This is a genomic window from Caulobacter sp. GW821-FHT10F06 (assembly GCF_058809215.1).
Map to the genome: position 1 here is coordinate 295520 of NZ_JBXASK010000006.1, position 14341 is coordinate 309860.

The 14341-nt window shown below is 68.9% G+C and carries 16 protein-coding genes and 1 riboswitch; of the genes, 10 read left to right on the forward strand and 6 right to left on the reverse strand.

Going from position 1 to position 14341, the window contains the following annotated elements; genetic code table 11:
• Window positions 1-28: 28 nt before the first annotated feature.
• The 8 genes from AC1RUS_RS15525 to AC1RUS_RS15560 all read left to right on the forward strand — a co-directional run bounded on the left by AC1RUS_RS15525 (window position 29) and on the right by AC1RUS_RS15560 (window position 6365).
• Window positions 29-256 carry a DUF1902 domain-containing protein gene (locus AC1RUS_RS15525; RefSeq protein WP_492917480.1) on the forward strand — a complete coding sequence of 76 codons (228 nt, stop codon included), beginning with the start codon at window positions 29-31 and terminating at the stop codon, window positions 254-256.
• A 75-nt stretch (window positions 257-331) separates the two neighbouring features.
• Window positions 332-526 carry a type II toxin-antitoxin system HicA family toxin gene (locus tag AC1RUS_RS15530; RefSeq protein ID WP_492917481.1) on the forward strand — a complete coding sequence of 65 codons (195 nt, stop codon included), beginning with the start codon at window positions 332-334 and terminating at the stop codon, window positions 524-526.
• A 62-nt stretch (window positions 527-588) separates the two neighbouring features.
• Window positions 589-680: riboswitch (glycine riboswitch) on the forward strand.
• A 155-nt stretch (window positions 681-835) separates the two neighbouring features.
• A complete protein-coding gene (gene gcvT, locus AC1RUS_RS15535) occupies window positions 836-1948 on the forward strand; it encodes a glycine cleavage system aminomethyltransferase GcvT (protein ID WP_492917482.1) in 1113 nt (370 codons plus the stop codon).
• A 15-nt stretch (window positions 1949-1963) separates the two neighbouring features.
• Window positions 1964-2329, forward strand: coding sequence for a glycine cleavage system protein GcvH (gcvH, locus tag AC1RUS_RS15540; RefSeq protein WP_492917483.1), 366 nt, complete (start codon window positions 1964-1966; stop codon window positions 2327-2329).
• A gap of 114 nt (window positions 2330-2443) precedes the next feature.
• Entirely contained in the window at window positions 2444-3790 is a 1347-nt protein-coding gene (gcvPA, locus tag AC1RUS_RS15545; protein ID WP_492917484.1) for an aminomethyl-transferring glycine dehydrogenase subunit GcvPA, read from the forward strand.
• The gene (gene gcvPB / locus AC1RUS_RS15550) at window positions 3787-5370 is read left to right on the forward strand and encodes an aminomethyl-transferring glycine dehydrogenase subunit GcvPB (RefSeq protein WP_492917485.1); all 1584 of its coding nucleotides are present in this window, start codon (window positions 3787-3789) and stop codon (window positions 5368-5370) included. Before gcvPA ends, gcvPB begins: the two co-directional genes overlap by 4 nt.
• Before the next feature lie 132 nt (window positions 5371-5502).
• Window positions 5503-5913, forward strand: a complete 411-nt coding sequence (locus tag AC1RUS_RS15555) for a hypothetical protein (RefSeq protein WP_492917486.1) — start codon at window positions 5503-5505, stop codon at window positions 5911-5913.
• A complete protein-coding gene (locus AC1RUS_RS15560) occupies window positions 5910-6365 on the forward strand; it encodes a hypothetical protein (RefSeq protein WP_492917487.1) in 456 nt (151 codons plus the stop codon). Before AC1RUS_RS15555 ends, AC1RUS_RS15560 begins: the two co-directional genes overlap by 4 nt.
• 172 nt (window positions 6366-6537) lie before the next feature.
• Here the strand turns inward: AC1RUS_RS15560 and AC1RUS_RS15565 are convergent, their stop codons facing one another.
• From AC1RUS_RS15565 to AC1RUS_RS15585, 5 genes are read right to left on the reverse strand one after another with little or no spacing between them, the layout of a single operon-like run.
• A complete protein-coding gene (locus tag AC1RUS_RS15565; RefSeq protein WP_492917488.1) occupies window positions 6538-7047 on the reverse strand; it encodes a F0F1 ATP synthase subunit B in 510 nt (169 codons plus the stop codon).
• Window positions 7048-7059: 12 nt separating this feature from the next.
• Complete coding sequence (locus AC1RUS_RS15570) at window positions 7060-7596, reverse strand: F0F1 ATP synthase subunit B family protein (RefSeq protein ID WP_492917489.1); 537 nt, start codon at window positions 7594-7596, stop codon at window positions 7060-7062.
• A 26-nt stretch (window positions 7597-7622) separates the two neighbouring features.
• Window positions 7623-7847, reverse strand: coding sequence for a F0F1 ATP synthase subunit C (locus AC1RUS_RS15575; protein ID WP_184723368.1), 225 nt, complete (start codon window positions 7845-7847; stop codon window positions 7623-7625).
• A 47-nt stretch (window positions 7848-7894) separates the two neighbouring features.
• Window positions 7895-8656 carry a F0F1 ATP synthase subunit A gene (locus AC1RUS_RS15580; RefSeq protein ID WP_492917490.1) on the reverse strand — a complete coding sequence of 254 codons (762 nt, stop codon included), beginning with the start codon at window positions 8654-8656 and terminating at the stop codon, window positions 7895-7897.
• 5 nt (window positions 8657-8661) lie between these two features.
• The gene (locus AC1RUS_RS15585; RefSeq protein ID WP_492917491.1) at window positions 8662-9045 is read right to left on the reverse strand and encodes an AtpZ/AtpI family protein; all 384 of its coding nucleotides are present in this window, start codon (window positions 9043-9045) and stop codon (window positions 8662-8664) included.
• Window positions 9046-9441: 396 nt separating this feature from the next.
• Between AC1RUS_RS15585 and AC1RUS_RS15590 the strand changes: the two genes are divergently transcribed.
• On the forward strand, window positions 9442-9825 hold the full coding sequence (locus AC1RUS_RS15590) for a DUF6481 family protein (RefSeq protein ID WP_492917492.1): 384 nt from the start codon (window positions 9442-9444) through the stop codon (window positions 9823-9825).
• Window positions 9826-9905: 80 nt separating this feature from the next.
• Complete coding sequence (locus tag AC1RUS_RS15595; protein ID WP_492917493.1) at window positions 9906-10721, forward strand: TSUP family transporter; 816 nt, start codon at window positions 9906-9908, stop codon at window positions 10719-10721.
• A gap of 162 nt (window positions 10722-10883) precedes the next feature.
• Here AC1RUS_RS15595 and smc read toward each other — a convergent pair whose 3' ends face one another.
• On the reverse strand, window positions 10884-14330 hold the full coding sequence (smc, locus tag AC1RUS_RS15600; protein WP_492917494.1) for a chromosome segregation protein SMC: 3447 nt from the start codon (window positions 14328-14330) through the stop codon (window positions 10884-10886).
• Window positions 14331-14341 lie beyond the last annotated feature (11 nt).

Sequence of the window (14341 nt, forward strand, 5' to 3'; positions counted from 1 at the left end):
AGGAGCGCGACAAGCGCACACTCCGGACATGAGCGAAACGACCTATCACGTTGAAGCGGATTGGGACGCGGAAGCCGGTGTGTGGACGTCGTCCAGCAACATCCCAGGCCTTGTGGTCGAAGCCGCGACTTTGCCTGAGTTCATTGAACTCGTTAGCGAACTCGCGCCGGGTCTGCTCGCCGAGAACCTGGGTGTTCGGGGCAAGGTGCCGTTAGAGCTGCGCGCTAACGGCTTGATCGAACTTGCCGTCGCATAATTTCTTGGTCCTAACTTAGATTAAGGCGCTCTTCGGCGTGTCTGCGTAGTGAATGCTTTTCGCCCGTGGGAATCGATGCCGAAGGACTTTTATACTGACCTCGTGAAGCTTCTGCTCGCTGCAGGCTGCGAGCGCCTGATCGGCGGCAAGGGAAGCCACGAGAAATGGCGCAGCCCGATCTCCGGTCACACCTTCATCGTGCCGCGATCCAAAAGCCGACACACCGCCAACGAAGTGCTCAAGCAAGCGGGTTTGCCGAAGGCGTTTTGAGGGAGCAAGGCTCGCGTCGCCGGCATCGCTTGACTCGCCGCCGGCCCTCCCGCATTGAGCCCAAGACCCACGCGGGAGACATCGGGATTCGCGTCCCGAGGCCGAAGGCGCAACCGCCCCGGAAACGCTCAGGCAAAAGGACCGCGCGGGTTTAGGAACGCTGGAAAGAGGCAGTCCGGAAGGATTGCCCGCCGAAGGAGCAAGGCCCTATATTCAGGGCCGGAATCTCTCAGGTCAAAGGGACAGCGGGGGCGCGATCGCCGGGCGAAAGCCGGGCTTGCAGCGCCGTCCCCGTTTGGAGCCCTCCGCGTGTCCGACCAAGATCTCAAGAAGACGCCCCTGTACGACGCGCACGTCGCCGCCGGCGCCCGCATGGTCCCGTTCGCGGGTTATTCGATGCCGGTGCAGTACAAGGACGGAGTGCTCAAGGAGCACCTGTGGACTCGCGAGCACGCGGGTCTGTTCGACGTCTCACACATGGGCCAGGCCCGGTTGCGCGGCGAGAACCCGGCCAAGAGCTTCGAGAAGCTGGTCTCGGCCGACTATCAGGGTCTCAAGCCCGGCAAGCAGCGCTACGCCGTGTTGCTGAACGCCGAGGGCGGCGTGATCGACGACCTGATGACCGCGCGGCCCGATGACGACGGCCTGTTCGTGGTGGTCAACGGGGCTTGTAAGGACAACGACTACGCCATCATCGCCGAGGCGCTGAAGGGTGAGGCGACCGTCGAGCGCCTGGAGGACCGCGCGCTGCTGGCGTTGCAGGGACCCGAGGCCGCCGCCGTGCTGGCCGCCCACGTGCCGGAAGCGGCCGAGATGGTGTTCATGGACACCAAGGCCCTGACCGCCTTCGGTGTCGACGCCATCATCTCGCGCTCGGGCTACACCGGCGAGGACGGCTATGAAATCTCCGTGCCAGCCGCTGAGGCGACGCGGATCTGGAACGCCCTGCTGGAAGACGAGCGCGTGAAGGCCATCGGCCTGGGCGCCCGCGACAGCCTCCGCCTGGAGGCCGGCCTGCCGCTCTACGGCCACGACATGGACGAGACCGTCTCGCCGATCGAGGCCGGCATGAACTTCGCCATCGGCAAGAGCCGCCGCGAGGCTGGCGACTATCTGGGCGCCGACCGGATTTCCAGGGAGCTGGCCGGCGAGCTGAAGCGCGTTCGGGTCAATCTGCGCGTCCTGGAAGGCGCGCCGGCCCGTGAAGGCGCCGAGATCGCCGACGAGACCGGCGCAGTGGTTGGCGTTGTCACCAGCGGCGGCTTTGGTCCCAGTGTCGGCGGCGCCATCGCCATCGGTTTCGCGCCCCCGGCCTTGTCGGCGGTCGGCACGAAGCTGAAGGTCATCGTTCGCGGAAAGCCGCAGGCGGCCGAGGTCGTGGCCTCGCCGTTCGTTCCCAATCGTTACGTTCGCAAGATCTGAAAAAGGGCCCAGACAATGCGCTTCACCAAGGACCATGAATGGGTCGCCGTCGACGGCGACATCGCCACCGTCGGCATCACCGGTTACGCCGCCGAGCAACTGGGCGACGTGGTGTTCGTCGAGACGCCGGAAGTCGGCAAGACCGTGAAGCAGGGCGACGGCCTGGCCGTGGTCGAGAGCGTCAAGGCCGCCTCCGACGTCTACGCCCCGGTGTCGGGCGAGGTGGTCGAGGCCAATGGCGAGCTGTCCGACAGCCCCGAGACCGTCAACGCCGTGCCGGAAGCCGGCGGCTGGTTCGCCAAGATCAAGCTGTCGAACCCGGCCGAGGTCGACGCCCTGATGGACCGCGTCGCCTACGAAGCCTTCCTCTCGACCCTTTAAAAAGACCATTCCCCCTTGATGGGGAAGGGCAGGGTTGGGGGTGACCCCACCGCCGTAAACACCCCCATCCCCGACCCTTCCCCCATCAAGGGGGAAGGGAGAAGGACCCAGATCATGCGCTACCTCCCCCTGACTCCCGAAGATCGCGCCGAGATGCTCGGCGTCATCGGCGTGGACTCGATCGACGCCCTGTTCGTCGACGTGCCCGCCTCCGCCCAGCGTTCCGGAACCGTCGACCTGCCGCTGCATGCCGGCGAGCTGGAGGTTGAGCGCGAAATGGCGGGCCTGGCCAAGCGCAACCGCGCGGCGGGAGAGGGACCCTTCTTCTGCGGGGCTGGCGCCTATCGTCACCATGTGCCGGCCACGGTCGACCACATCATCCAGCGGTCGGAGTTCCTGACCAGCTACACGCCCTACCAGCCGGAAATCGCTCAGGGCACCCTGCAGGTGCTGTTCGAGTTCCAGACCCAGGTCGCGGCCCTGACCGGCATGGAAGTGGCCAACGCCTCGCTCTATGACGGCTCCACCGCCGCCGCCGAGGCGGTGATGATGGCCCAGCGGGTCACGCGCCGGAACAAGGCCGTGATGTCCGGCGGCGTCCACCCGCACTATGTCGAGACCATCGAGACCCTGGCTCACGCGGCCGGTGTCGCCACCGAGAAGATGGCGCCCGCCGTCGACGCCGAGGACGCGGTCATCGCCGCCATCGACGCCGACACCGCCTGCGTCGTCGTGCAGACCCCCAACGTGTTTGGCACGGTCACCGACGTCAGCAAGATCGCCGAAGCCGCCCACGCGGCCGGGGCGCTGCTGATCGTGGTCACCACCGAGGCCGTCTCTTACGGCCTGCTGAAGTCGCCGGGCGAGATGGGCGCCGACATCGCCGTGGCCGAGGGCCAGTCGATCGGCAACGGCCTGAACTTCGGCGGCCCTTATGTCGGCCTCTTTGCCTGCAAGGAAAAATACATCCGCCAAGCCCCGGGCCGGCTCTGCGGCGAGACCGTCGACGCCGACGGCCGTCGCGGTTTCGTCCTGACCCTGTCGACGCGCGAGCAGCACATCCGCCGCGACAAGGCGACCTCGAACATCTGCACCAACAGCGGCCTGTGCGCCCTGGCGTTCAGCATCCACATGAGCCTGCTGGGCGAGACGGGCCTACGCCAGCTGGCGGCGATCAATCACGAGAAGGCCCGCGCCCTGCGCGACGCCCTGGCCGCCACGCCCGGCGTCGAGATTTTGACCCCTCGCTTCTTCAACGAGTTCGCCATCCGCGTGCCCGGCAAGGCCGCCGACCTGGTCGAGACCCTGGCCGGCCATGGCATCATCGCCGGCGTGCCGTTCTCGCGCCTCGACGCCAACGCCGGCCTCGACGACGTGTTGCTCGTGGCCGCCACCGAGACCACGATGGATATCGACATCACCTTCTTCTCCAAGGTCCTGGCCAAGGTCGTCGCCCAATGAGCATGAACAGCGTTGGACGGCCGACCCGTCCCGAAACCGCTCCCGCCAATGACGCGGCCAGCGCGCACGAAACCCTGACCGGCGGCCGCGGCCTGCTGCAGGACGAGGCCCTGATCTTCGAACTGGGCGGCTGGAACAAGACCGGCGTCGACCTGCCGCCGGCCGCCGCGCCGTCGGACGATCTGGCCGGCCTGCTGCGCGACGCGCCGATCGGCCTGCCGGGCCTCTCCGAGCCCGAAGCCGTGCGCCACTACGTGCGCCTGAGCCAGAAGAACCACGCCATCGACCTGGCGCTCTATCCGCTGGGCTCGTGCACGATGAAGCACAACCCGCGCCTGAACGAGAAGATGGCGCGCTTGCCGGGCTTCTCCGACATCCACCCGCTGCAGCCGCAGTCGACCGTGCAGGGAGCCCTGCAGCTGATGGACCGCCTGGCCCACTGGCTGAAGACCCTGACCGGCATGCCCGCCGTCGCCTTGACGCCCAAGGCCGGCGCCCATGGCGAGATGTGCGGCATGCTGGCCATCCGCGCGGCTCACGAGGCCAACGGCCAGGGCCACCGCAAGACCGTCCTGGCTCCGACCAGCGCCCACGGCACCAACCCCGCCACGGCGGCCTTCGTCGGCTACACCGTGGTCGAGATCGCCCAGACCGAGGATGGCCGGGTCGACCTGGCGGATCTGGAGTCCAAGCTCGGCGACCACGTGGCCGCGATCATGGTCACCAACCCCAACACCTGCGGCCTGTTCGAGCGCGACGTCGTCGAGATCGCCCGCCTGACCCACGCGGCGGGGGCCTATTTCTACTGCGACGGCGCCAACTTCAACGCCATCGTCGGCCGGGTGCGTCCGGGCGACCTGGGCGTCGACGCCATGCACATAAACCTGCACAAGACCTTCTCGACGCCCCACGGCGGCGGCGGACCGGGTGCGGGCCCTGTGGTGCTCAGCGAAGCCCTGGCGACCTTCGCGCCCACCCCCTGGCTCGTCCACGGCGACGACGGCTTCGCCCTGATCGAGCACGCCGGCGAAGAGGGCGCGGAAACCGCTTTTGGCCGCATGAGCGCCTTCCACGGCCAGATGGGCATGTATGTCCGCGCCTATGCCTACATGCTCAGCCACGGGGCCGACGGCCTGCGTCAGGTGGCCGAGGACGCCGTCCTCAACGCCAACTACCTGAAGGCGCGTTTGTCGGACGTGATGAGCCCGGCCTTCCCGGACGGCCCCTGCATGCACGAGGCCCTGTTCGACGACGCCTGGCTGGAAGGCACCGGCGTGACCACGCTCGACTTCGCCAAGGCGATGATCGACGAAGGTTTCCACCCGATGACCATGTATTTCCCGCTGGTCGTCCACGGGGCCATGCTGATCGAGCCCACCGAGACAGAGTCTAAGCAGGAGTTGGATCGCTTCGTCGAGGCGCTGCGCCTCCTGGCGGGCGCGGCCAAGGCCGGCGACGTCGAGCGTTTCAAGGGCGCCCCGTTCCACGCCCCCATGCGCCGCCTCGACGAGACCTTGGCGGCCCGCAAGCCCCGGTTGAGGTGGAAACCTGTGGCGGAAGCGCCACTGGCGGCCGAATAGAACAACAACGTTTCAAGACGCGTCGAATGGGCGCCTTTACGGCGCCCATATCGGTCCACATATCAGGCTCGCGTGTCGGGTTGTCTGGATCTTCCAGGGAGCAAGCGGGGCGCGAAGCCCGTTAGCTCCCTTATGAACGTCTCAGTCGCCCTCGCCATGCCTCGCGCCCGCTTCTCACCGGCCGACGATCTCGCTCGCGAGATCGTGGCGCGCTTTCTGCGCGTCATCCTGGTGACGCTTGGCCTGGTGCTGATCGCGGCGGGCGCCCTGATCGCGCCGCTGCCCGGTCCGCTGGGCCTGCCGCTGACGGTGGTGGGGCTGATGCTGGTGCTGCGCAACTCGTTCAAGGCCCGCAAGCAGTTCGTGCGCTTCCAGCACGCCCATCCCAAGCTGGTCTTCCCGATCCGTCGCCTGCTGCGGCGCGAGCCCGAGGTCGTCCTCGTGGCCTGGCAGCAGGCCCTGCGCATCGAGCGCCTGATCGTGCCGCGCCGCTGGCGCGTGGCCGTTCGCTGGCGCAAGTCTCTCAAGCGCAAACAACGGTGACGGCTGCCTCCACCGCGATCGACATCAAGCACAAGGTTCGTCGCCGCGCGCGACTGGCCCTGCTTCTGCGCGAGTCCGCCGCCCGCGCCTTTCGCTGGGCCGCCATCGGCTTCGGCAGCCTGGTCATCGTCGCCGGCGCGGTCCTGACGCCCCTGCCGGGGCACCTGGGCCTGCCGTTGCTGGTCATCGGCCTGATGATCGTGCTGCGCTACTCGTTCGCGGCCCGCAAGACCTTCATCCGCTGGCAGAAACGACATCCCAAGCTGGTCTTCCCGATCCGCCGCCTGATGCGGCGCGAGCCCGAAGTGCTGCTGGTGGTCTGGCAGCAAATGCTCCGGACCGAGAAGATGATCCTGCGCCGGGCCCGCTGGCGGGTGCTGAAGCAGAGCCGCAAGCATGTGAAGCGCTACTGGCGTCGGAGGTGGCCGAAGGCCGAGGCGGCTTCAATATAGCTTGTCATCCCGGAAGCCTCGCAGAGGCTATCCGGGACCACGGCAAGCTCCGCGTTTCCGGCGGTCCCGGCTCTCCGCTTCGCTGCGGCCGGGATGACAAGTGAAGAACAAAGAAAAAGGGCGCGAACCGTGAGGTCCGCGCCCTTGTCTTTTTCGTCCGAAGAGACCGAAGCTACTGGAGCTTGGCGCCCATCTGGCCGATGGCCTGATCGACCAGCGGATCGCTCTTCAGGCCCGACAGACGCGCGGTGAGCACGGCTTCGGCGGCCTGGGCGGCGAGGTCGACGGCGGCGGCCTTGACGTCCGCAGCGGCCTGGGCCTCGGCCTGGGCGATCTTGCGTTCGGCCATCTCGGCGCGGCGCTTGATCTGCTCCTCGAGCTTTTCCTTGGCTTCCTCGGCCAGACGCTTGGCGTCGGCCTTGGCGGCCTCGATCATGCCGGCGGCCTGACGTTCGGCTTCCTCGCGCTGGGCCTTCACGTCCGCGAGCAGGGCCTGGGCCTCTTCACGCAGTTGCTGGGCTTCGTCGAGCTCGGCCTTGATCTTGGCGGCGTAGCCGTCGAGCGCCCCGAACAGGGCGCCCGGCAGGACCTTGAGCACGACCAGCAGGCCGAAGAACAGGACCAGCGCGACCAGCACCCAGAACTCGGGATTGGAGAGGCTGAACAGGGACTCGTGTTCCATCGTCGTCTCTCCTTAGGCCAGAGCCGCTTTGAGCTCGGCGGCCGTGGCCGCCTTGCCCGTCAGCTTCTCGACGATGGCGCCGGCCGTTTCCGAAGCCACGGCGGCGACATGGCTCATGGCCTGGTCGCGCGCGGCCTGGATGTCGGCCTCGGCGGCGGCCAGCTTTTCAGCCAGCACCGCTTCTTCCTTCGCCTGACGCTCGGCGGCTTCGGCCGAAGCCTTGGCCTTGGCGTCCGCCGCGGTCTTCTGGGCCGAAGCGCGAGCCTCGGCGACCTCGGTCGCGGCCGCGCGGGCCTGGACCTCGGCTTCGTCCTTCAGACGACGGGCGTCGGCGATGTCGCCGGCGATCTTGGCGCCGCGTTCCTCGATGGCGCCGCTGACGCGGGGCAGCAGCCCCTTGGACAGCACCGCGTAGAGAACGGCGAAGATGAGCAGCAGCCAGACGACCTGACCGCCCCAGTGCTCGAACTGCAGCTGCGGAAGACCGCCGCCGCCTTCGTGCCCGGGGGCTTCAGTCGACTCGACCGTGCCGTGGGGTTCCGTCGCCATGGGCGAAGTCGCCTCTTAGCTAAGGATTACGAGAACAGGATCAGGAAGGCGACGACCAGGGCGAAGATGCCCAGGGCTTCCGTCAGAGCCATGCCGAGGAACAGCATCGGGCGCTCTTGAGCGGCGGCGGTCGGGTTGCGCAGGGCGCCTTGGAAGTAGTTGCCGAACATCACGCCCAGGCCCACGCCCGCGCCGATCATGCCGAGCATGGCCAGGCCAGCGCCGATGTACTTAGCTGCAGCAGCGTCCATGATAGAGACTCCTTGAAGAGATATGTGTTGGAAAGACTAAAGGTTGATCAGTGGCTGTCGAGGTGCACGACGTCGTTCAGATAGACGCAGGTGAGCACCGCGAACACGAAGGCCTGCAGGAAGGCCACCATGAACTCTAGGGCCGTCAGGGCGACGACGGAGGTCAGAGCCAGCGCCGCGCCGGCCCAGCCGAGCACGCCAAGGCCGCCCAGGGCGATGACGAAGCCGGCGAAGATCTTCAGCACCACGTGGCCGCCGACCATGTTGCCGAACAGACGCAGGGCCAGGGTCAGCGGGCGGACCAGGAACGAGACGATCTCGATCAGCACCACCAGCGGCAGGATCCAGCCGGGGACGCCCGACGGGGCGAACAGCTTGAAGAACTTGAGGCCGTTCTTGGCGAAGCCCACGGCGACCACGGTCAGGATGACCAGCAGGCCCAGGGTCAGGGTCACGGCCAGTTGCGAGGTCGAGGTGAAGACCAGGAACATGCCCTGCAGGTTCATGAACAGCACGAACGCAAACAGGGTGAAGACGAAGGGCAGGAACTTCTTGCCCTCATGGCCGATGATGGATTCCGCCAGGCCGTCGACCAGCCCGTAAAGCATCTCGCCCACCGTCTGCAGGCGGCCCGGCACCACGGCCTGCTTGGCCGACGCCAGGGCGTAGAACACGATGACCAGGGTCGCGGCCAGCAGCATGGCGGCCACGGAATTGGTGATCGACAGGTCGATCGGGTAGCCGAACACGGTCACGGTCGGCAGTTCCACGATCTTGCTGACCTGGAACTGGTGCATCGGATCGGCCATCGGCCCTAGTCTCTCTTCTGCTTGGGGACGGTTGGCCCGTCTCCCGTGTCTTCGCCGCCGCTCTCCTGTTTGGGAGAAGTCGTCGACGCCTGCGCGCTCAGTTTCGTCGCCTTGCGGACGACGGAGAATATCGAAGCCCCCATGCCGATCAGCAGACCGCCGACCATGCCCCAGGGCGCCGTTCCGGCGTATCGGTCGAGCAGCCAGCCAAAGCCGAGCCCCACCAGGACGCCGCCGATCAAATCCGCCAGGAGACGATAGCCGTCCTGGGACGATTTCTCGTTCTCGGCGCGAACCGGCTTTTCCGCCGCCTTCTTGGCCTCAAATGCGCCGAGCCGAGCGTCGAGGCTTTCGAAGGCCTTGTCGTTCGGTTCGTCGGCCTTGGGCATGGGAGCGGTCAGGTCCGAAAACGCCCGCGGTCGCCTCCAAAAAGAGGCGAATTTCCGGCCGGCTTGATCGCGGCGGAACCTATAGGGCCTGCTGCGGTGCGTCAAGGTTGGCGGGCGCGCTTACAAGCGACTGTTTAATAAGGTGTTTTACGTAACGGCAGGCGATCGCGGGCAAAAGTTTGCCGCCGTGTGTCGACACTCGCCGCCTGTCGGAGTGAGCGGGCCGCCTTGAAGGCCGGGGCGGGCATTATTATCTCGTCGCCCGTGGCTCGCTCCGCGCGTCGAAAACGAATCCGCATGCCGCGGCGCGGTCTTTGGTCTCGCGCGGGATGACGCATTGCTTTTTGCACGATTTTGGGGTTTGAGAGCCGCGACTTTCCCTTAGCCAGAAGATTCATGTCGCATCTGAAGAACACCGGTTTCTCCGATCGTATCTCCGCCGCCGCCGAAGCCAAGAAGGCTATGCTGGCGAAACTGAAGCCCAAGCCCACCGTCACCGATCCGGATTTCGACAAGCGCGAAGAGCTTCGTGCGGCCGAACTGGAAGCCGTGCGCGCGGCGCGCGCCGAGGCCCGCGAAGCCGCCCGCCTCGAGCAAGTGGCCAAGCAGGAAGAGATCCTGGCCGCCAAGCGCGCCGAGCGTAAGGAACGCAAGGCCGACGCCGCCGCCGAGCAGAAAATGCGCAAGGAAGAGAAGGCCGCCCAGCGCGAGCAGCTTCGCGCCCTTGGCCGCACCAGCAAGAGCGCCCGCGCTCACGAATGGGGCAACCTGATCGGCTGATCAGGCGGGAAGGGGCCTTCGGGCCCCTTTTCTTTGGCCCAGCCCGGACTCGACCGCATGGTCCTGGCGCTCGCCGGTTCATGCGGGAGGGCTGGCGCGTGCATGTTCTCGATCCCCAACTGCTGGCGACGATGTTCGCCGTGGCCGCTTTGGCGGGCGCTTTCGACGCCATCGCCGGCGGCGGCGGCCTGCTGACCCTGCCTGCCCTGCTGCTGGCGGGCCTGGACCCCGTCGCGGCGCTGGCCACCAACAAGCTGCAAGGCTCCTTCGGCTCGGTCTCGTCGACGACCGCCTTCGCGCGGCGCGGCCTGATCGACTGGAAGACCGCCCTGCCTGTCGCCCTCGCCGCAGGTCTTGCCGGCCTGTGCGGCGCCCTTTGCGCCAGCCTGCTGTCGCCGCGATTCCTGAAGGCCCTGGCGCCGATCCTACTGATCGTCATCGCGCTCTATTTCGCCCTGTCCAAGGCCCTGAAGGCGGAGGACGGCGCGCCCCGGCTGGCTCTGCCGATGTTCGCCGGCTTCATCGCGCCGCTGGTCGGTTTCTACGACGGCATCTTCGGTCCGGGCGCGGGGGCCTTCTACATGGTCGCCATCGTCACCCTGCTGGGCTACGGCGCGCTGAAGGCCACCGCCCATACCAAGCTGGCCAATGCGTCGAGCAATCTGGGCAGCCTCGCGCTGTTCATCCTCAAGGGCGCGGTCGTGTGGCCCGTGGGCCTGGCCATGGCGGCAGGAGCTTTCCTCGGCGCGCAGGTGGGGTCACGGCTGGCGATGCGGTTCGGGGCCAAGCTGATCCGGCCGCTGCTGGTGACGATGTCGTGCCTGATGGCGGTGAAGCTGTTGGCCGATCCGGCCAATCCGCTGCGGCATGCGGTCGTGGGCTTGTTTGGCGGTTAGCGCCGTAGCGCCCCCTCCGTCACGTCGCCTATCGGCGCCGCGCCACCTCCCCCGTTTCACAGGTGAGGAGGAACGTCGCTGATCTCCTCCTCCCATGCGAAGCGGGGGAGGTGGCGCGATGCGAATACGCATCGTGACGGAGGGGGCGTCCGGCGCTTGCCGCTACTGCGCCGCCACCAACTGCTCGGCCGTCGACAGGTCCACGCTGACCAGCTGGCTGACGCCCCGCTCGCCCATGGTCACGCCAAACAGGCGGTCCATCCGGCTCATCGTCACCGGGTTGTGCGTGATCGCGATGAACCGCGTCTGGGTCCGGCGGCGCATCTCGTCGAGCATGTTGCAGTAGCGGTCGACATTGGCGTCATCGAGCGGCGCGTCGACTTCGTCGAGCACGCAGATCGGGGCCGGGTTGGCCAGGAAGACGCCGAAGATCAGGGCGCTGGCGGTCAGGGCCTGCTCGCCGCCGCTCATCAGGCTCATGCTGGCCATGCGCTTGCCCGGCGGGCAGGCGAAGATCTCCAGGCCGGCCTCCAGCGGATCGTCGCTCTCGATCAGGCGCAGCTCGGCCTGTCCCCCCCCGAACAGCGCCTGGAAGAGCGTCTGGAAGTGGGCGTTGATCACCTCGAAGGCGGCCAGCAGACGCTCGCGCCCTTCGGCGTTCAGCTCTTCGATGCCGGCCCGAAGCTTGGTCACCGCGCCCGACAGGTCCGAGCGCTCGGTGCGCATGGTCTCCAGGCGGCCGGCATATTCCTGGGCCTCTTCCTCGGCGCGCAGGTTCACCGGCCCGATGGCGTCGCGTTCGCGCTCGAGGGCGAAGAGGTGGGCCTCGACCCCGGCGGCGTCCTTCGGGACGGCCACGGCCTCGCCGGCGACGTGGCGGCCCAGCTCTTCGGGCTCCATGCGCACCGATTCGCGGATGTTGCCGGCGATCTCGGCGAACCGGCCGCGTGCACCGTCCAGATGAGCGACCAGCGCGGCGCGCTTCTCGCGAGCCTCGCCGGCGGCCTGATCGGCGGCGCGGGCGGCGCGGTCGGCGTGCAGGCGGGCGGTCTCGGCCTCTTCTAGGGCGTCGCTGGCCTTGGCGCGGCGGGCCTCGGCCGCGCCGAACTCGTCCAGCAGGACCAGCAGCTTTTCCTTCAGCGCGGCGGGCGCCTCGCGGGCGGCCTCCAGGGCGGCGGCGGCCTTGATGCGGTCGGCGTCCAGAGCGGCGGTGCGCTTGCCGGCGGCCTCGGCCCGTCGGGCCCAGTCGCCGCGATCGCGCTCCAGGTTCTCCAACCGGCGCTGGCGGCCCGAGCGCTCGCGGGTCTCGACATCCAGGGCGGTGCGAGCGGCGGCGGCGGCTTCGCGGGCTGCGGCGGAGGCCTGGCGGGCTTCGGCGAGCTTGGGGGCGAGATCGGCCGCTCCGGTCGCCCCGGCATGCTCGGCGCGGACGGCGGTCAGCGCGGTCTCGGCCTCGGCGTGTTCGGCCTGGAAGCGGGCGATGGTCTCGTCCAGCGATTGGGCCCTTGCGGCGCGAAGCGCGGCCTGACGCTCGAACTGGGCGACGGCGTCGCGCGCCCCGGCCAGCAGGCGCTCGGCGTCCGGCGGGCCCCGGCGTTTGTCGCGCAAGGCGTCCTCGGCGGCGCGCAGGGCGTCCGAGGCGGTCTTCAGCGCGGCGGCTGTGGCTTCGGCGCGGGGAGCCTGGACATCGATCTCGGCCTCGACCTCGGCCAGGCGGGTGCGCTGCTCCAGCCGCACGGCGGCGGGCTTGGGCGCGTCGGCGCGGGCGACGAAGCCGTCCCAGCGCCACAGGTCGCCCTCCTTGGAGACCAAGCGCATGCCGGGCTGCAGGGTCCTTTGCAGGCGGTCGCCATCGGCGCGCTCGACCACGGCGGTCAGGGCCAGTCGCGCGGCCAGTTCGGCCGGCGCCTTGACCAGCGGCGCCAAGGCCTGGGCGCCCTCGGGCCAGATCGGGCTCGGCGCCTCGGCCCCGCCCCAATAGGACGGCGCGCGGGCGTCCAGCGCCGCGTCGAGATCATCGCCCAGAGCCGCGGCCAAGGCCGCGCCATAACCCTTGTCGGGCGAGACGGCGTCGAGGGCGGGGGCGTGGCCGCTCTTGCTGCGCGGGGCGGTAAGCTGAGCCAGGCCGCGCGCCTCGGTGCGCAGACGACCCAGCTGGTCTTCCAGGCTGCGGGCCAGCTGGCGGGCCATGGCTTCCTGCTCGGCGGCCTTGGCGCGCTCGGCCTCGGCGGTCTCCAGGGCGGCGCGGGCGGCGGTCAGGGCGGCTTGGGCGTTGTCGAAGCGCTGGCGGGCGTCGGCGGCGGCCGGATCGGTCTCCGGCCCCAACGCCCCACGCTCGGCCTTGGCCTGGTCCAAGGCGCGGACGGTGCGCGCCATCCGGCCCTCGGCGTCGGCCAGACGGGCGGCGGCGGCGCGGGCCCTGGCGTCCTCTGCGGCGGCGCGAGCGGCCAGCTGCTCGACCACGGCCTCGGCGTCGGCGCGGGCCTCCTCTGCCGCCTTTGCGGCGGCGGCCAGTTCGGGACCTCGTTCCGGTGCGGCGGCGACCTCGGCGCGCACCTCGGCCAGTTCGGCGTCGAGGCGAGCCAGAGCAGTGGCGGCGTCCTGCCGGGTCTGGGCTTCGCGGGCGGCGTCATCGTCGATCCGGGAGAGATCCGACGACAGGCGCTCGAACTCGGCGGCGGCCGCTTCGGCCTCGCGCTCGGCGCGGTCCTTCTGGATCGCCAGCTGGCCCAGCACCGCCTGGGCGATCGTCGCCTCCTCGCGCAGGGGCGGCATGGCGGCCTCGGCGCGAGTGATCTCCACCTGGGCCGAGGCGGCGGCGCGGGCGGTGTCCTCGACGGCGCGGGCCGCGTCGGTGGCCTCGGCCTGGACGCGGTGCAGGGTGTCTCGGGCTTCGGACCAGCGGGCGAACAGCACCGCGCCCTGCACGGCCCGGATCTCGGACGACAGGCGCTTGTACTTCTCGGCCTGACGGGCTTCGCGGCGCAGGCGGTTCAGGGCCGTCTCGAGCTCGCGGGCCACATCCTCGAGCCGCGAGAGATTGGTCTCGGCCGCCCGCAGCCGCAGCTCGGCCTCGTGGCGGCGGGTGTGCAGACCCGAGACGCCGGCGGCCTCTTCCAGGATGCGGCGGCGGTTCTGCGGCTTGGCGCCGATCAGCTCGCTGATCTGGCCCTGACGCACCAGGGCCGGCGAGTTGGCCCCCGTCGAGGCGTCGGCGAAGAGCAGCTGCACATCGCGGGCCCGCACCTCGCGGCCGTTGATGCGATAGGTCGAGCCCTCGCCGCGGTCGATGCGGCGCACCACTTCCAGCACCGGGTCGTCGTTGAACTGGGCCGGCGCCGTGCGGTCGGCGTTGTCGATGGTCAGGGTGACGTCGGCGTGGTTGCGGGCCGGGCGCGCGCCGCTGCCGGCGAAGATCACGTCGTCCATGCCGCCGGCCCGCATGGCCTTGGCCGAATTGGCGCCCATCACCCAGCGCAGGGCTTCCAGCAGGTTGGACTTGCCGCAGCCATTGGGCCCGACAATGCCCGTCAGCCCGGGCTCGATCCGAAATTCGGTCGGTTCGACGAAGGACTTGAAGCCCGAAAGGCGCAGGCGCTGGAACTGCACGGGGCGGTCCC